14 protein-coding genes and 1 pseudogene are annotated in these 17,399 nt (G+C 42.0%); 13 read left to right on the top strand and 2 right to left on the bottom strand.

Annotation, left to right across the window (positions count from 1 at the left end):
• Window positions 1-208: 208 nt before the first annotated feature.
• The 3 genes from EKM98_RS04415 to EKM98_RS04405 all read left to right on the top strand — a co-directional run bounded on the left by EKM98_RS04415 (window position 209) and on the right by EKM98_RS04405 (window position 4,342).
• Window positions 209-2,008: a DUF2075 domain-containing protein gene (locus EKM98_RS04415; RefSeq protein WP_125980844.1), complete on the top strand. Its 1,800-nt coding sequence runs from the start codon at window positions 209-211 to the stop codon at window positions 2,006-2,008.
• A gap of 18 nt (window positions 2,009-2,026) precedes the next feature.
• Window positions 2,027-2,347: a nucleotide pyrophosphohydrolase gene (locus EKM98_RS04410; protein WP_125980842.1), complete on the top strand. Its 321-nt coding sequence runs from the start codon at window positions 2,027-2,029 to the stop codon at window positions 2,345-2,347.
• Window positions 2,348-2,851: 504 nt separating this feature from the next.
• The gene (locus EKM98_RS04405; protein ID WP_125980841.1) at window positions 2,852-4,342 is read left to right on the top strand and encodes a flavocytochrome c; all 1,491 of its coding nucleotides are present in this window, start codon (window positions 2,852-2,854) and stop codon (window positions 4,340-4,342) included.
• A 186-nt stretch (window positions 4,343-4,528) separates the two neighbouring features.
• Here EKM98_RS04405 and EKM98_RS04400 read toward each other — a convergent pair.
• Window positions 4,529-5,397 (bottom strand): annotated as a pseudogene (locus EKM98_RS04400) (YitT family protein).
• A 118-nt stretch (window positions 5,398-5,515) separates the two neighbouring features.
• Between EKM98_RS04400 and dapB the strand changes: the two are divergent.
• The 5 genes from dapB (at window position 5,516) to EKM98_RS04375 (ending at window position 11,632) form a co-directional block, all read left to right on the top strand.
• Window positions 5,516-6,304, top strand: coding sequence for a 4-hydroxy-tetrahydrodipicolinate reductase (gene dapB, locus EKM98_RS04395; protein WP_125980839.1), 789 nt, complete (start codon window positions 5,516-5,518; stop codon window positions 6,302-6,304).
• Window positions 6,301-7,509: a CCA tRNA nucleotidyltransferase gene (locus EKM98_RS04390; RefSeq protein ID WP_125980838.1), complete on the top strand. Its 1,209-nt coding sequence runs from the start codon at window positions 6,301-6,303 to the stop codon at window positions 7,507-7,509. The genes dapB and EKM98_RS04390 overlap by 4 nt, the downstream gene beginning before the upstream one ends.
• Window positions 7,510-8,278: 769 nt before the next feature.
• Window positions 8,279-10,162, top strand: coding sequence for an ABC-F family ATP-binding cassette domain-containing protein (locus tag EKM98_RS04385; RefSeq protein WP_125980836.1), 1,884 nt, complete (start codon window positions 8,279-8,281; stop codon window positions 10,160-10,162).
• Window positions 10,163-10,177: 15 nt separating this feature from the next.
• Window positions 10,178-11,125: a thymidylate synthase gene (locus EKM98_RS04380; RefSeq protein ID WP_125980834.1), complete on the top strand. Its 948-nt coding sequence runs from the start codon at window positions 10,178-10,180 to the stop codon at window positions 11,123-11,125.
• Window positions 11,126-11,137: 12 nt separating this feature from the next.
• On the top strand, window positions 11,138-11,632 hold the full coding sequence (locus tag EKM98_RS04375) for a dihydrofolate reductase (protein ID WP_125980832.1): 495 nt from the start codon (window positions 11,138-11,140) through the stop codon (window positions 11,630-11,632).
• A gap of 774 nt (window positions 11,633-12,406) precedes the next feature.
• On the opposite strand, the gene trhA is transcribed toward EKM98_RS04375, so the two are convergent.
• Window positions 12,407-13,054 (bottom strand): PAQR family membrane homeostasis protein TrhA, encoded by a 648-nt coding sequence (gene trhA / locus EKM98_RS04370; RefSeq protein WP_125980830.1) that lies wholly within the window; start codon window positions 13,052-13,054, stop codon window positions 12,407-12,409.
• A gap of 154 nt (window positions 13,055-13,208) precedes the next feature.
• On the opposite strand from trhA, the gene EKM98_RS04365 reads away from it, so the two are divergent.
• From EKM98_RS04365 to EKM98_RS04345, 5 genes are all read left to right on the top strand, one after another.
• A complete protein-coding gene (locus tag EKM98_RS04365; RefSeq protein WP_125980828.1) occupies window positions 13,209-14,054 on the top strand; it encodes a DegV family protein in 846 nt (281 codons plus the stop codon).
• A gap of 69 nt (window positions 14,055-14,123) precedes the next feature.
• The gene (locus EKM98_RS04360) at window positions 14,124-15,008 is read left to right on the top strand and encodes an SGNH/GDSL hydrolase family protein (RefSeq protein ID WP_225418521.1); all 885 of its coding nucleotides are present in this window, start codon (window positions 14,124-14,126) and stop codon (window positions 15,006-15,008) included.
• Window positions 15,008-15,640: a YpmS family protein gene (locus EKM98_RS04355; RefSeq protein WP_125980826.1), complete on the top strand. Its 633-nt coding sequence runs from the start codon at window positions 15,008-15,010 to the stop codon at window positions 15,638-15,640. The genes EKM98_RS04360 and EKM98_RS04355 overlap by 1 nt, the downstream gene beginning before the upstream one ends.
• Window positions 15,640-15,867 carry a YozE family protein gene (locus EKM98_RS04350; RefSeq protein ID WP_125980879.1) on the top strand — a complete coding sequence of 76 codons (228 nt, stop codon included), beginning with the start codon at window positions 15,640-15,642 and terminating at the stop codon, window positions 15,865-15,867. Before EKM98_RS04355 ends, EKM98_RS04350 begins: the two co-directional genes overlap by 1 nt.
• A gap of 16 nt (window positions 15,868-15,883) precedes the next feature.
• Window positions 15,884-17,320, top strand: coding sequence for a S41 family peptidase (locus EKM98_RS04345; protein ID WP_125980824.1), 1,437 nt, complete (start codon window positions 15,884-15,886; stop codon window positions 17,318-17,320).
• Window positions 17,321-17,399 lie beyond the last annotated feature (79 nt).

Here is a 17,399-nt window from a genome sequence, read left to right as displayed (position 1 = left end):
TTAGGACTAACGGTATTCAAAGATTGACCTTTAGGTAAATAACGACGAATCCTGCGGTTGTGAACTTCATTGGTTCCACAATCAAAAAAACTATGTGGTAAGTGCTCTGGAATCACCTAAACATTAAATTAGTCGTTCTTATATCCGGAAATTTGGAATACAATAATAGAGTAAACAAAAAAGAATTGAGTATTGCGAGGAACACAAAATGGCAATAAAAGGTCCGATCATAAAAGAAGTTACTTACAGTGAAAATTTCACCAACGAGCTAGATGATGCGATTGGTGATAAAAAGATTGATAAAAAATTATTGATTGATTACCCAACTGTTTACATTATTCGGGATAAGGATAGACAGGAACAATATACAGTTTATGTTGGGGAAACGACTAATATTAATCGCCGAACTAATCAACATCTTTATGAGGATCCTGCTAAGCGGTTAGACTGGGATGATCTTTCTAATGCAAAAAATGCCCGTTTATTTGTTATTGGCCATGATCACTTCAACAAGTCACTAACGCTGGATATTGAAAATCAATTAATGATGTATCTGTTAAGTGTCGATAATATTAAACAATTAAATAACCGCCGAACTAATGCGCAAAATCTTTATTACACGTCCGATGAAATGCAACCTATTTTTTCAAAAATTTGGCGTGGCCTACATAAATTCGATCAAAAGTTATTTCCCTTAGAGAGTATTATTCGTGATTCGGCCTTGTTTAAAGCTTCCCCGTTTCATAAGTTGACGGAAGAACAAGTCATTGCAAAGAGAAACATTGCCGGTAAGATTGAACATGCACTGAAACAATCCCAGGCTGGTCAATTAATTTTTGTCGAGGGTGAAGCCGGATCAGGGAAGACAGTTTTACTGAGCAATCTATTTTATGAGCTTAATTCAAGTCTTTTAGATCAACAGGATAATAAAGAAGCAACTGAACACGTTAATCCGCGCAGTTATCTTCTGGTTAATCATGAACAGCAACTGACTGTTTATAAACAGATTGCTAAAAAACTTGGCCTAATACGCTTGGCGAAAGACATTGTAAGCAAACCAACTCATTTTATTAATGAACATACGGGAAAGCCATTAGTGGATATTGTTTTAGTTGATGAGGCTCATTTATTGTGGACACAAGGCAAAATGTCTTATCGAGGCAAAAATCAACTCAAAGATTTACTGAAACTAGCAAAGGTAGTTGTGATTGTTTTTGATAGACATCAAATTTTGACAACTGAAGAGTATTGGGATGAAAAGGAACTATTACAACTTGAAGTTAAGGCACGTGATCGAGGTAATTTAATTCATTTAAAAGACCAAAAGCGAATTGTTGCTGGTCAACCAACAATTGATTGGATAAGGAAGCTTGTGTTTGATAGGACTATTTCTAAAATTCCACTAGATAGTGCAGCAAAGCATGGCAAGGGTTATCAACTTAAAATTGCAGAAGATCCTGAAAGTCTCTATGATGCAATCAAGTCACATTCACGTGAGGACGAAGTTGATAGAGTCGGTATTTCACGAATGTTAGCAACTTTTGATTGGAAATATAATCAAAAAGGACCTGAGAATGGTGATTATTGGCGTGTTAAGGCCGGGGATTTATCTTTGCCTTGGAATTTAGAAATTCCCCAAACTAGGACAGAAAAGCGGAAAAATAGAGGATTGTCTTGGGCTGAACAACCACAGACTATTCAAGAGGCTGGCTCAACTTACACAATCCAGGGATTTGATTTAAATTATGCAGGTGTAATAATTGGTCCGTCAGTTAAATTTCGTCAGGGAAAGGTTATTTTTGATCCTGATGCCAGTCAAAATAAGAAAGCCACGCAAAAACGAACAACTGATGATGGTAAGAAAATAGTTATCGCAGAAGATCTGTTACAAAATGAACTGAATGTTCTCTTGACAAGAGGTGTTCATGGTCTGTTTATTTATGCCGTTGATCCAGAATTACAACAAGCATTACTTAACGCCGCCGATAAAGATCATTTAATTAAATAACAAGGTCAGGAGTAAATAATGAATAATAAAGTAGATTACCAGCAAGTTATTGCGGAATTAATTAAATTTCGTGATGACCGTAATTGGCAAAAATATCACAATTTAAAGAATCTAGCCGAGTCTCTGAATCTGGAGGCTAGTGAAGTATTAGAAATTTTTCAGTGGAAACCAGAAGGCCAGCAGTTGGATGACGCCGAGGTCGATCATTTAAAAGAAGAGTTGGCCGATACATTAATTTATAGTTTTTACATGTGTGAGAAACTAGGGGTGGATCCACTGGAAATTGTGCAGAAGAAAGTTGATTTTAATCAGAAGCGACATTGGAAGATTGATGATTAATTTTGGTTGATTGAATATATTCTAAAGTAGGAAGACAAGCAAAGTGGCTTGGTTGGTGTGATGGATTGATATCTGGTCAATAAATTGCTAATAAAGGCCTATAACTTGTTTGATTTTATGGGTCGGCTTAAACTAGTTGATATTAGTAAAATGAGTTATGAATAAGCTTGTAGTTAGCGTATTTCTAAGAACTAACCTCGGTGGAATTTATCCAGCCGGGGTTATTTTTTTGTAGAATATGAATATATATTTTGAAATTGGAATAAGTTAAATTGTTAAGTATAAGGTTAGTTATTTATCAAACAAAGCCCGTAAATCAGAATTCAAGTACGAGTACACCAGAATTATCAAGAAATAGTTCTAGTATACGGAAATTTTGTTCATCTCCTATTTAATTCATTTTTAATTCATTAAAAAATTATAGCAAAATAACAACCAACATTGCCAATTTCTTCACAATATAATACAATATCTAATGTAGGATAAAAAGAGGAGGGCTATGTTGTGAAGCAAGGGAAGCTATTTACTGTTTTTGCATCTGCGTTGTTACTCGTTTCTAGTTCATTGGGGCTGGTCAGTGGGGTTAGTGCTGCCAGTAAGACGGATGTAACGACATCGGCGTCGAAGGCAAAGTACACGCCAGACAAGGATTTGAAGGGTAAGTACGATGTTGTTATTGTTGGTGCCGGTGGTGCTGGGATGGCGGCCGCTTTGTCCGCCAAGCAGAAGGGTTTGAACCCGGTTATTTTGGAGAAAATGCCGGTTGCTGGTGGGAATACGCTGAAAGCTTCATCGGGAATGAATGCTTCAGAGACCAAAGTTGAAAAGGCAAATGGCGTCAAGGATAGCAATAAACAATTTTACGAAGAAACGCTTAAGGGCGGCCAATATACGAATAATAAGGCGCTCTTGCATTATATGGTAAATCACTCATCGTCTGCCATTGATTGGTTAGATAGTATGGGCATGAAGCTTGATAAACTAACTATTTCTGGTGGGATGAGTGTTAAACGAACACATCGGCCACATGATGGTTCAGCAGTCGGGCAGTATTTGGTCAATGGTTTACTGCGAAACGTTAAGGAAAAGAAAATTCCAGTATTCGTGAATGCCGACGTGACTAAAATTAATGAAAAGAATAACAAAGTTTCCGGTGTCAAGGTTGTTATGAATCAAGATAAGACGAAAACAATCAGTTCCAAGGCCGTGATTGTTACAACTGGTGGTTTTGGTGCTTCTAAAAAAATGATCAAACAATATCGACCTGATCTAGCGAAATACGTGACGACTAATCAAGCTGGTAGTACTGGTGATGGGATTAAAATGATCAGAAAATTAGGCGGCTACACGGTTGATATGAATAAAATTCAAATTCACCCAACGGTTTACCAAAAGCCACCGTATTTAATTGGTGAGGCAACTCGTGGTGAAGGTGGCATCTTGGTTAATAAACAAGGTGATCGTTTCACAAATGATATGTCAACCCGGGACAAGGTTTCGGCCGCAATCAACAAGCAATCCGGGAAGATGGCGTACGTGCTGTTTGACGCTGGCGTAAAGCAACGTTCTTCAGCAATTGATGAGTACGAAAAGAAGGGCTTCACTAAGAAGGCCGATACGGTTGAAGAATTGGCTAAGGAAATCAACGTCCCAGCCGCTGAATTACAAAAAACAGTGACAACTTGGAATCAGGCTGTTGCTAATAAGAAAGATACGCAGTTCCAGCGAACAACTGGTATGGATCATCAGTTGAATCAGGGACCTTACTACGCGATTCCAGTTGCGCCTGGTATTCACTACACAATGGGTGGCGTGAAGATTAACACCAAGACGCAAGTGCTCAAGAAGTCTGGCAAGGCGATTCCTGGTCTGTACGCTGCTGGTGAGGTTGCTGGTGGTTTGCACGGCAATAATCGAATTGGTGGTAACTCAGTTGCAGATATCATCGTGTTTGGCCGGCAAGCAGGTGACCAAGCGGCGGATTATCTGAAATAATTAATGACGTTATCAACTAAAAAATGAGCGGCATGTCTAATTTGCGGACATGCTGCTCAGTTTTTGATTGCAACACATTTTGGGTCTGGACGCTTTTGAAAATTATGCCTATTGACCAAATTTAGTATAAACGTATTTAAAATAGCGTAAGACATTGTTTTTTCAAGCATACTTTCTCAACCATCCCTAAAAAAACGATCGTCCCTTGCGTTTATAAGTAAAGCCCTCCCCAATTGCCTCGTGAACGTTGATAATCGACACGAAGGCCTGCGGATCACGATAGGCAATAATTCGTTGACGGCGGCGATTTCGTTTGGTGCGACCACGCAATAAATGATTTGTTTTTGTTGATTTTGGAAGCCGCCAGTGCCATTGAGGAAGCTGACGCCGCGTTCAAGTTGTTCCATCAGATCGCTGGAGATTGCTTGATAATTTTCACTGATGATTAGGACACCTTTGGCCGCGTACGCTCCTTGTTGAGTGAAATCAACGACTTGGGAGAAAATGAATGAGGCCAGTAGCGTGTACATCATGTGGCGAATATCCAGGTAACTTAAGGATAGTAGCAAAACAACGGTGTCAAAGATCAGCATTGTGCGGCCCATGGAAACGCCGCGGTTACGTTCAATAATTTTAGCAATGACGTCACTGCCACCAGTTGTGCCGCCGGAACGGTAGATTAAGCCGCTGCCGAAACCGCCGCAAAGCCCTGCCATGACACCAGCAATGAAGAGGTCGTGGTGCAAGTTGAGTTGAACGGGTAGTCGTTGCCAAATCCACAAGAAGACGGATAACATGACGGTTCCGTAAATCGTTAGAATTAAAGCGTGGCGACCTAAATATTTATAGCCGATAAAAATTAACGGAATGTTAAGCACCAGGCTTGAGTAAGCGGGATTAATTTGGAACCAGTAACGCAAAATCAAAGTGATCCCGGTAATGCCGCCCTCGGCCAAGTGACTGGCAATGTTAATGCTGACGAGGCCTAGTGCGTAGAGTGCACAGCCTAAAGTGATGAGCAATAAGTCTTGTAGTCTAATCCGTGTATTTTCCAAATAACCGCCTCCAAAGTAGCCCTCAGTTGCATTATACCGAATTAAGCTAACTTTACCCGTTTTATTAGAAAGTAAATTTTGTTACTATAGAAGTATCTTGAAGAAAAGGGTGATCGGTTTGAAGAAAATTGTTGTCGCTGGTTTTAAAGGGCGCATGGGCTCTACCGCAGCAAAGATGGTTTTAGATAATGAAGATTTTGACTTAGTTGGGGTTTATGATCCACGAGCAACGGAGAAAAGTCTCGCTGGGGATGCCACTTTTAATAACGTTGACGTGCCAGTTTTCACTGAACGCGAGGCTATTCTTAGCGTTAAACCCGAGATTTGGATTGATTTCACTGTTCCCGCAGCCGCCGTTAAAAACACTAAGTTTGCCCTTGAACACGACATTTCACCAGTTGTGGGCACGACTGGCTTCACCGATGACGATATTAAACAGTTACAGGCAATTGCCAAAAAGCGTCAAGTTGGTGGCTTAATCGCACCTAACTTTGGCTTAAGTGCCGTTTTAATGATGCAGTTTGCTAAGCAGGCGGCCAAATACTTCCCGGATGTTGAAATTATTGAAATGCACCACGATAATAAATTAGATGCCCCAAGTGGCACGGCTTTAAAGACGGCTGAAATGATGCAAAAAGAGCGGGGCGACAAGCCACAAGGTAATCCCGATGAAACTGAATCCTTACCTGGTGCGCGGGGTGCTAACTACCACGGCATGCGCATTCACAGTGTTCGCCTTCCTGGTTTGATTGCCCACCAACAGGTTCAGTTTGGTGCTGTTGGCGAAGGGTTGACGATTCGTCAGGACACCTATGATCGTGCCTCCTTCATGACTGGCGTTGCGTTAGCTTGTCGTAAGGTAACTGACCACCACGAATTATTTGATGGATTAGAGTATCTACTATGAAATTAAGCACCATTCCCGAAGAATTCACCCAAGCAATACCGATTATTCAGGCAATTGAACAGGCCGGTTATGCGGCTTATTTCGTTGGCGGTAGTGTTCGTGACGCCATTTTAGGTAATAAAAAAATTCACGATGTTGATATTGCCACCAGCGCCTACCCAGCCGAAGTGAAGGCTATTTTCCGACGAACGATTGACACGGGCATTCAGCACGGCACGGTCACAGTGATGGAAAAGGAGACTGCCTATGAGGTGACAACCTTTCGCACGGAATCCACTTACCAGGATTTTCGCCGGCCTGATCACGTTACCTTTGTCCGTTCCTTAGATGAAGATTTAAAACGCCGGGATTTCACGATTAACGCCTTAGCTTTGCGCCACGATGGCACGATCATTGATTTATTTGATGGCTTGACTGATTTAAAACACGGTCTGATTCGGGCAGTCGGTATTCCTGAGGAACGTTTTCATGAAGACGCCTTACGCATGATGCGCGCAGTGCGTTTTCAAAGTCAGTTAAATTTTGAGCTTGAGCCTTTGACTGAAGCGGCAATCGCTAAAGAACATGACTTGCTAGCCAAGATTGCAGTGGAACGAATTCACGAAGAATTTGTCAAACTATTATTAGGCCAAAATCGAGCGGCTGGTTTGAAAACTTTTGTTGAAACTGACCTCTACCAAAAATGCCCCGGTTTTCGTTCCGCTGGCGCCAATCTGTTACGAATTGCCGACTTACCGGATAGGCGCCTAGTCCGTGAAAAGAGTGTCTGGCTACTGATTGCCTATGAATTAGGCTTGGACACAACTGCAACGCGACAGCTATTAAAGCAGTGGAAATCGTCCAATGAGTTAGTGAACAACGTCGGCAACAACGTCACTTTGCTGGCAAAATTTTTGGCCGATCACATAACTAACTGGGATTTATATGCTGCTGGTCGCGACAATTTATTGTCCGTTAATGAAGTTGCCACTTTGCTGGGTGCCGGCCAGACTCCGGCAACGTTGACGACGGCCTATTCGTCCTTAGCAATTCACGACAAGCACGAACTAGCAGTTAACGGCGCTAATTTAATTCAACAGGCTGGGGTTAAACCAGGGCCTTTATTAGGCGATATCTTGGCCAAACTGGAACGGCAAGTGGTGGAAAACCAGTTAGCTAATGATGAAGCTAGCTTATTGGCGGCGGCAAAAGAACTTCTAAACTAAGGCGTGTTTGGAAAATAACCTTAATTAGTGATTTTTTAACCAATTTAGTTGAGTAAAGGTGTTAAAATTGATTGTTTAGATGGGTAAAACAGCAGATTGCGTTAACTGCTGTTTTATTTTTATCATTGGTTAATTTTTTTGCAAATAGTCTGCTGTGACTGGAATGTAGTTGAAGAGCGTGGTTACAACGGTTAAATGCTATTACTGATAGCCGTTTAATTGGCGAAAACGTGTCTAAAAAGGCAGATTCCTGTGCCTAGCTACAATCGCCAAATAATCCACTGCGTGAATTATTCGTTAATTTAGGCTACCCACAGGAATCTTGCCGCCTTTTTAGATAGGCTAAACGTGTTTGGAAAAGCAGGTTCCTGCGGTTGCCATGTTTCAACTTGGCGTTCTTTGCCTTAGTTGAATGGACAACGGATGGAGCATCAGGATTATTAGCGTACTAAAGCTAATAATCATCAATTGCGGAATAGTGGCTACAACAGCCAAATCACCTTTTTCAAAGGTGATTCGTCTGTTTAGGCCAATCCTCAGAGCCATGTTTCTTGCGGTGACCGAGACGAACCTAGTCGAGGAAACACAGTTATGGACTTTATAACTGTGTTCCTTAGCTTTTGCCACAAGAATGGCCATCGTTCGTAGCATCAAGATTATTAGTGGTCTAGGCTAATAATCATCAATTGGGGAGTAGAACCTGAACGCTTTTCCAAACACTCTGTTTTTATAGTATGATGGACTGTGAATATAGTTGGGGAGATAACGTATGCAAACTTTAGCAGTAGAAGATCTGACCAAAATTTACGGTGAAAAAACGCTGTTTGATCATATTTCATTTATGATTAAGGAAGGCGACCGTATCGGTTTAATTGGAACTAACGGAACGGGGAAAACCACTTTACTGAACGCAATTACTGGTTTAGACAGCTATGATGCGGGGTCGGTGGTGACGCCGAAACAGTACCGAATTAGTTATTTGCAACAGATACCACAATTAAATGATGAGTTGTCAATCATGGCCGCCGTTTTTGCCGGGGATAACCCGATTTTTAAAACGATTCAAGAATACGAAAGTGCCTTGCAGCAGTTAGGGGAACAGGCCACTAACGAAAAAGTGCAGGACCGTTACACTAAGGCTGAGCAGGCGATGAACCGTGATGATGCTTGGACGGCGGATACGCAAATCAAATCAATTTTAAATCAGCTGAAGATTACCGATCTCAATCAGAAGATTGGGACGCTATCCGGTGGGCAAAAAAAGCGGGTCGGTTTGGCGCAAGTGTTGATTGAGGCGCCTGATCTATTAATCCTTGACGAACCTACCAATCATTTGGACTTTGAGTCAATTGCCTGGTTGGAGTCTTATTTAAGTAGCTACAAGGGTGCTTTGCTGGTCGTAACCCATGATCGTTATTTTCTTGATCGGGTGACTAATCAGATTTATGAGCTTTCTTTTGGCAAACTGGAGGCATATACCGGCAACTACGAAAGCTACTTAGGGCAAAAAGTGAAGCGGGATGCGACTGAAAGCGAACAAGCCGCTAAGCAGAAGAAACTTTATAAAAAAGAATTAGACTGGATGCACGCCGGCGCCAAGGCACGTTCTACGAAACAGCAGGCCCGCATTAATCGTTTTAATGACCTGAAGGAATCCGTCAGTGGCGGCACGAATAGCCAAGATGATGTTGATATCAACTTGGGCCAGCAACGTTTGGGCAAAAAGGTGTTGCAACTTAAGGATGCAAGTCTGACTTTTCACGATCACGTGATTATGAAAAATTTCGACCTCATGATTCAAGGTGGCGCTCGCTTGGGAATTACCGGTGAAAATGGTGCCGGTAAGACAACCTTCCTCAACGCTTTGACGGGCAAGTTACCTTTAACTAGTGGCACCTTGATTCTCGGTGAAACGGTCAAAATTGGTTTTTATACGCAGATTACGGAACCAATGGACCCAGATAAACGCTTAATCACTTATCTGCAAGAAGTCGGTGAACAAGTCGTTAACAAAAATGGCGATACGGTGAGTGTGACGCAATTATTGGAACAGTTTCTTTTCCCACGATTTATGCACGGCACACTGATTCGCAAGCTATCTGGTGGTGAAAAACGTCGCCTGTATTTACTGAAAATTTTAATGACGCAACCGAACGTTTTATTACTCGATGAACCAACGAATAACCTTGATATTGGCACTTTGACGGTGCTTGAAAATTATCTAAAAACTTTCAATGGTGCTGTTATCACGGTTTCACATGATCGTTATTTTCTTGATCACGTTGCGGATGAATTGTTGATCTTTGATGGCAGTGGCAAGATTGAACGTTTCACCGGCCAGCTATCGGATTACTTAAAAGAAGCCGCTAAACCAAAGCAAACTGCACCAAAGGCAGCTCCAGTCCAAAAAACACAAAGCACGGAACAGGCAAAAAAAGTTAAATTAACTTATAATGAAAAGAAAGAGTGGGCAACCATTGAGGCTACGATTGATGGACTTGAGCAACAACTTGAACAAGTTCAAAAAGAAATGGCCAACAATGGGGCCGATTATGGTAAGTTAGCTGAACAACAACAGTCAGTGGATGATTTAAATCAACAGATTGAAGAAAAAATGCAACGGTGGGATTATTTGAGCCAGTACGCAAACTAAGGCGGTGCAATGAACTTGGAAGAGGAATATTTAAACCTAGCTCGTAAAATCTTGAAAGATGGTCACTATAAGGACGATCGGACTAATACTGGGACTTATAGTATTTTTGGCTATCAAATGCGTTTTGACCTAAGCCAAGGATTTCCTTTATTAACAACTAAAAAGGTTCCTTTCGGTCTCATTAAAAGTGAATTGCTCTGGTTCATTAAGGGCGACAGTAACATTCGTTATTTGTTACAGCACAAGAATCATATTTGGGACGAATGGGCCTTTGAGCGTTACGTCAACAGCAAGGACTACCAGGGCTCAGATATGACGGATTTTGGCCACCGGCATCTGAGCGATCCTGAATTTAATCAGCAATATCAAGAACAAATGCATTTGTTTGACGATCGAATTTTGGCTGATGAAGCTTTTGCCAAACAGTACGGCGAGCTGGGTAATATTTACGGTAAACAGTGGCGGGCTTGGAAAACCAGCCAGGGCACAACAATTGATCAACTTAAAAACGTTATTGACGCAATTAAGAAGACCCCTGATTCCCGACGCCTGATTGTTTCGGCCTGGAATCCGGAAGATATTCCGAATATGGCCTTGCCACCATGCCACACAATGTTTCAGTTCTACGTTAACGATGGTAAATTAAGCTGTCAGCTTTACCAACGTAGTGGCGATGTTTTCCTTGGGGTACCGTTTAATATTGCGAGTTACGCACTGTTAACGGCCTTAATTGCTCATGAAACTGGGCTTGAGGTTGGTGAATTTATTCATACGTTAGGTGATGCTCATATTTACAAAAATCACGTCACCCAAATTAAAGAGCAATTGCAGCGGGAAGTCCGACCAGCACCAACGTTAGTCTTAAATCCTGATAAGCAAAGTATTTTTGACTTTGATGTCAGCGATATTAAGCTAACGAACTATGATCCGCAGCCGGCCATTAAGGCGCCAGTTGCGGTGTAATGAGGTGAGCAAATGTTAGCTTATATGTGGGCTGAAGATAAGAATCACTTGATTGGCGCAAAGGGTGCTTTACCATGGCATTTACCTGCCGATTTGAAGCATTTTAAGGATGTGACTACGGGTAAGCCAGTCATTATGGGACGCAAAACTTTTGTCGGCATGGAACAGGCACTGCCTAATCGACTTAATATTGTGTTAACCCAGAAAAAAGAACTGGCCGTCCCTGATGGCGTTATGGTGCTTCACAGTAAGCAGGCCGTTTTAGATTACGCGGATCTACACAACGATGAAGAAATTATGATTATTGGCGGTGCTAAGATTTTCAGTTTATTCGCCGATGTTGTGCAACGCCTGTACATTACGCGCATTGACGGTGCTTTTTCTGGCGATACGTACATGCCAGAACTTAATTGGAAGGATTTTGAAATGATCGACCATTTTGATGGCAAAGTTGATCAGGACAACAAGTACCCGTATACGTTTGCGACTTATCAACGAAAGAGCTAAGGCTTGCCGCGAAGGTAGGGTTAGTTTGGTTGATTGAAAAATAATGTAAAAGTTGTTTAAAAAGTACGTTAAAAAACGCGAAATGGAGGCCGAAATCGGTCGTCTATTTCGCGTTTGTGTGTTTGTGGATTGTCTTTTTTAGATGAAATTGTGTTTGAAAGCTGGCTTTGCTTGGGTCTGGCCAATTTGGCGGAAACGTGTTTGAAAAAGCAGATTATTGCGTATAGCTACGCCGGTCGAACGATCCGCTGCGCGTGTCTTTTCGCCCGGCTGCCATGTTTCTTGCGGTGACTGAGACAAACTTAGTCGAGGAAACACAGTTATGGACTTTATAACTGTGCTCCCTAGTTTTTGCCACAAGAATGGTCAACGTCCGTAGCATCAAAGAATATTAGCGCTCTTCGCTAATATTTCTCCTCCATTGCGGAGCAGTAGGCTATACTCCATAATCTGAACGCTTTTTCAAACACTCTCTCGACTGAAACGTGCCTAAAAAGGCAGCTTCTTCCGCTTAGCTACGATCATCAAATAATCCGTTTCACGAATTATTCGCTAATCTAGGCTGCGACTCGGACTTCGGTTTATCTTAGTCCGATCGACATCGTCAGTAATGCTCAGAAGCTGGACGCCTTTTTCAAACACTCTCTCGACTAAAACGTGCCTAAAAAGGCAGCTTCTTCCGCTTAGCTACAATCGCCAAATAATTCATTGCATGAATTATTCGTCAATTTAGGCTAATGCTCGGAAGCTGAACGCCTTTTGAGGCACTCTGTTTTATACAAACAACAAAATCGAAAAGTACATGAAGCCTGTTCCTAGTAGAACAAATAGGTGCCAGATGACGTGGATGAATTTGATTCTGGGGAAGCTATAGAGGACTGCGCCTAGGGTGAAGGCCACTCCTCCGGCGACTAGTAGCCAGAAGCCAATTGGGCCTAGGTGCTGGTAAAGTGGTTTCATGGCAACTAGGCAGCCCCAGCCCATTAGCACGTATATGACGGTTGTTAAGTGGTTGAATTTATTTCCGGCAATGGATTTAAAGATCACACCAAATATCGCCAAGGCCCAGATCACGGCGCATAAGACGTAACCCAGTGTGTTGTGTAACGCGATTAGGCAATAAGGCGTGTACGATCCGGCGATGAGTAAGTAGATACTACAATGATCAAATACTTGAAAAACCGACTTGGCTCGGGTGAAAATTAGACTATGAAATAAAGTCGAACTGAGATAAAGGATCATGAGCGTAATGCCGTAAATTGTGTACGCAATTGTTTGACCAATTGTGTTAGCCTTGATCAATAAAAAGATTAGGCCGACGACACTTAAAACAAAGCCAATACCGTGAGTTACTGCATTTAGGACTTCATTGACGATGAGGTAGCGCCGGGAAAAAGGTGACTGCTGAAAAGTACCATGCATAACTTGTTGCTCCATTCTTTAATTTTTAGCTGTAGCAGTGAAAAACAGAATTTAATCTGCTATACTAGTCAATATTAGATAAATACCATGTCCACAATTTCATTGTAGCATGGTTTAAAAAACCTTAGTAAGAAAGTGTGGCTGAATAAAAGTCATGGCAACTATAAAAATTGTAACCGATTCTTCGGTTCAACTCACACCAGAAGAAATTGAACAGAATCACATCACTGTTATTCCGTTGTCCGTTATGATCGACGACACGGTGTACGTGGACGGTAAGACCATTACTCGTCCTAAGTTTATTGAATTAATGGGTCAGGCGAAAGCTTTGCCCAAAACAAGTCAGCCGCCAATTGGCGAATTTATTGAGCTCTTTGATCAGCTGGGTGAAGACGGCAGTCAGGTTATTGCCCTTCATATGACGGATGCCATTAGTGGTACCGTTAACACGGCTCGGCAAGCAGCTCAATTAAGCAAAAGCGACGTTACCGTTCTAGATTCTCGGGAAACTGATCGCGGGATGGCTTTTCAGGTCTTGACGGCTGCTCGGATGGCCCAACAAGGAAAAACCAAGGCTGAGATTTTAACTGCTTTAGAACGGGTTAAGGCCAATACTAAACTTTATATGGCAGTTATGACCTTAGACAATATCGTTAAGGGTGGTCGGGTTAGCCGGGTAACTGGTTTGATCTCCAACATTCTTAATATGAAGGTTATCTTTGAGATGGTCGATGGTGAGCTACAAGTTCGAACCAAAGGCCGGGGCATGAAGACCGTTAATAATTTTATGCGCGAATTGATTGCCAAGTTGGAAAAAATTCCGAATATCAAGGAAATTGGTATTTCCCACGTGGCAGCGGATAAGGTAGTTAATGGGTTTAAAGCAGATTTGGAGAAGGCGTTACCTAAAGTTCCTGTCTTAGTTCGCGACACAAGTCCAATTATCGCAACTTATGCCGGGCTAGGCGCTTTTGCCATTATGTATTACACGGAAGATTAATGATTTTTAAAGGGCGTAGACGTTATTTGTCGTAGCCCTTTTATTTTTAAATTGTAAGGAGTTGGCAAGTTGAAAGTCCTGAAGCGATTACGGGATATCTTGCTTGCACTAGTTGTACTGGGAATTGTTGCGCTAGGCGTTTACTTTGGGTTTAACCATTTTTATCCAGAAACTGTGCAGCAAAAGACCCAACAGGTGACCAAAAAGAAACAACCAGCTAAAAAGAGCCAAATTAATTTAGTGGCATTAGGTGATTCGTTAACGCAGGGTGTTGGCGATCAGAACAAGGCCGGCGGGTACGTGGGCATGATTAAGCACTCGTTAGTCGATAAGGATCACGTTCAGGTTAAAACGGCCAACTACGGGGTTGCCGGCGATACGAGTACCCAGATCGATCACCGCTTGCAATCCCAAGCAGCAATTCAAACCTCGCTCAAAAAAGCGGATGTCATTGTGATGACAGTTGGCGGTAATGATCTGATGGGTGTCGTCAAAAAGGATATGCTTGATACTAACGAAAAGGATATTCAAGTGGCGCAAAAAAGTTACACCGCACACTTAACGACCTTACTAGGGCACGTGCGGCAATATAACGCTAAGGCACCGATCTTTTTGTACAGTATCTACAATCCTTTTTACGTTTATTTCCCTAAAATGACGAAAATGCAGGATGCGGTGGTGAGCTGGAATACGACATCGCAACAAGTTTTGCAACAGAGTCAGCCTAGTCATTTCGTCAATATTTGTAATTTAATGTCTAAAAGCTCAGTTTTAACGAAACAGGCTAAGGACAGTAGCGGTGGCAGTAGTAGTAATAGTAGCAGTAGCGATAAAAAGAATCCGTTAATTTCGACTGAGGATAACTTTCACCCCAACGTGACTGGCTATCGGAAAATGACGCAAAAATTATACACTAGCATGCAGCAAAACCAGAAAGAGTGGCTAGAAAAATAGTGACAACAAGAACACAAAAAAAGACGAAGCCAACGCCAACTAATTTTAATATTTGGAAATGGCTTTTTATAATCTTAGTGGCAATTATCGTCGGTACCGGCGTCTATTTTGGCCACAAAATAACCCAACCACCGGCTCAGACCGCCCCGAATGAGCAGTTAATTAAGCGCCAAGCAACCTTTTCGGTTAATTTAAATAAATCCCAAGTGAACGATGTTATTGGTTATTATTTAAACCACTATTTGAAGAAAACCAAGATTAAATACACTTTCGATCTCGGCGATCAGGCTGTCTTAAAGGGCAAGTTCAAATTGTTGGGTTACGGCGTGCCCTTTAGCATTTACCTGGATCCGTACGTGATGGAAAACGGGGATGTTCAATTAAAGGCCAAGCGAATGGAAATCGGTGCGTTATCCGTGCCAATTAAAGTTGTGATGAATTACATTGGCAATAGTTATAAATTCCCTAAGTGGGTCGTTTTGAATAGTAAAAAAGAAACAATTCAACTGCGACTTAATCAGTTTAAGATGAAAAACGGGATGCAGATCAAGGCTAAGAAGATCGACCTGGCAAATAATAAAATCAATTTAGACGTTTATCTGCCCCAGGTAACCAGTGAAGGGGGACAATGATGCGAAAAAGTTTCTATCAATTTTTAATGACACAACGTAACCCTAATAGTCACGATGAAGTTGCGGAGTTTGCGGCAAATGCTTTTTTTGATCAAAGTTTTCCTAAGTTAGAAGAGGATTACGATAAAATTTCCAAATACCTTGAAGAAAACGGTGGTTATTTACCGACGATGACAATTTTCGATGAGGCGTTTCAACGATATCAGGAACAGGCAAGTTTACTGTAGTTAGCGGAGGCAAGTTATGGCACAGAAGAAGCGTAAACGGCAGGTTCGCCTGCCTATTTTTATTAGTTCAGTTGTATTAGCGTTTGTCGTTGGTGTTTTTGGGACGGTGATTTTGTTAACCGCCCACTTTAATGCCCAAACGGCAGCAACTGGGAGTTACCCAGCAGGTTTTGAAAAGCTAAATGCAGTTTACCAAACGATTGACCAAAATTATTATAAAAAGGTCAGCAAAAAGAAGTTAATGAATGGGGCCATTAACGGCATGATTAGTAGCTTAGGCGACCCTTATTCAGAGTACTTAACGGGCAGTGATGCCGGCGATCTCAACAACACAATTTCTGGTAATTTTGAAGGAATTGGGGCCGAAGTTCAAAAAGCCGGCGGTCGCATTCAGATCATTTCGCCAATTGCTGGTAGTCCGGCTAAAAAAGCTGGCTTACGGGCTAATGACGTTATTATGTCAATCAATGGTGACTCGACATCTGGTTTGACGGCTAACCAGGCCGTCGCTAAAATTCGGGGTAAAAAAGGCACTGACGTTAAATTAACGATTAAACGAGGCGACCATAACTTTAACGTCACCGTTAAACGCGATGTTATTCCGGTTAAAACCGTTAACGCCCATATCGTCAAGAAACAACCAACTGTTGGCTACATTCAGATCACGACTTTCTCTAACCCAACCTTTAAGGAAATGAAAACGGCGGTTAAGAAATTACGGAGTGAAGGGGCCAAATCCTTTATTGTCGATGTTCGGGGCAACCCTGGCGGCTTAATGGATCAAGCACTGAAGATTTCTAGTATGTTCCTTAAAAATGGTCAAACCATCATGAAGGTTCAACCACGGACAGGCCAACCAGAAGTTTATAAAGCTAGTAAGAAGCAAGACGGCGGCTTTAAGATTACCGAACCAACTACCGTTTTGATCGATGACGGTAGTGCGTCGGCTGCCGAAATCTTCTCAGCCGCTTTAAATCAATCGGCCCACGACCCATTAGTTGGGACTAAGTCGTTTGGTAAAGGGACTGTCCAAAACGTCACTAACTTTAAGGATAAGAGTGAATTCAAAATCACGATTGCCAAATGGTTGACGCCAAACGGTGATTGGATCAATAAAAAAGGCCTAACGCCAACGACGAAGGCCGATTATCCAAGTTACGCCTATCTGCCAGTGGTCAACGGCAAGAAAACTTACCAACAAGGTGACGTTAATACCAATATCAAGACGCTGCAAAAGGCCCTAACTGCCTTAGGTCAGAACCCAGGCGAAGCAAACGGCTACTTTAGCCCGCAAACCGAGCAAGCAGTGAAAGCTTACCAAGCCACTGCCAAATTACCCCAAACTGGTAAACTTGATCCGGCTACAATTGACAAAATGCAAGTTGCCTTAACTCAGAAAATCAGTCAAAATGATGTTCCATTAGAAAAAGCATTGGCACAAATGAAAAAATAACGACTAACTTTAACGGAGATTACCTATGTAGTGATTTAGTGGGTGAAACCATTGAGTTGTCACTCTGTTAATGAGGTTC

Source organism: Loigolactobacillus iwatensis (assembly GCF_003950295.1).
Taxonomy (GTDB): domain Bacteria; phylum Bacillota; class Bacilli; order Lactobacillales; family Lactobacillaceae; genus Loigolactobacillus; species Loigolactobacillus iwatensis.
This window is presented reverse-complemented; position numbering and strand designations above follow the sequence as displayed.

Bases quoted from the DNA above. Each gene is read 5' to 3' on its own strand.
- EKM98_RS04415 (WP_125980844.1), top strand. From the start codon at position 209: ATGGCAATAAAAGGTCCGATCATAAAAGAAGTTACTTACAGTGAAAAT.
- EKM98_RS04410 (WP_125980842.1), top strand. From the start codon at position 2,027: ATGAATAATAAAGTAGATTACCAGCAAGTTATTGCGGAATTAATTAAA.
- EKM98_RS04390 (WP_125980838.1), top strand. From the start codon at position 6,301: ATGAAATTAAGCACCATTCCCGAAGAATTCACCCAAGCAATACCGATT.
- EKM98_RS04385 (WP_125980836.1), top strand. From the start codon at position 8,279: ATGCAAACTTTAGCAGTAGAAGATCTGACCAAAATTTACGGTGAAAAA.
- EKM98_RS04375 (WP_125980832.1), top strand. From the start codon at position 11,138: ATGTTAGCTTATATGTGGGCTGAAGATAAGAATCACTTGATTGGCGCA.
- trhA (WP_125980830.1), bottom strand. From the start codon at position 13,054: ATGCATGGTACTTTTCAGCAGTCACCTTTTTCCCGGCGCTACCTCATC.
- EKM98_RS04365 (WP_125980828.1), top strand. From the start codon at position 13,209: ATGGCAACTATAAAAATTGTAACCGATTCTTCGGTTCAACTCACACCA.
- EKM98_RS04350 (WP_125980879.1), top strand. From the start codon at position 15,640: ATGCGAAAAAGTTTCTATCAATTTTTAATGACACAACGTAACCCTAAT.
- EKM98_RS04345 (WP_125980824.1), top strand. From the start codon at position 15,884: ATGGCACAGAAGAAGCGTAAACGGCAGGTTCGCCTGCCTATTTTTATT.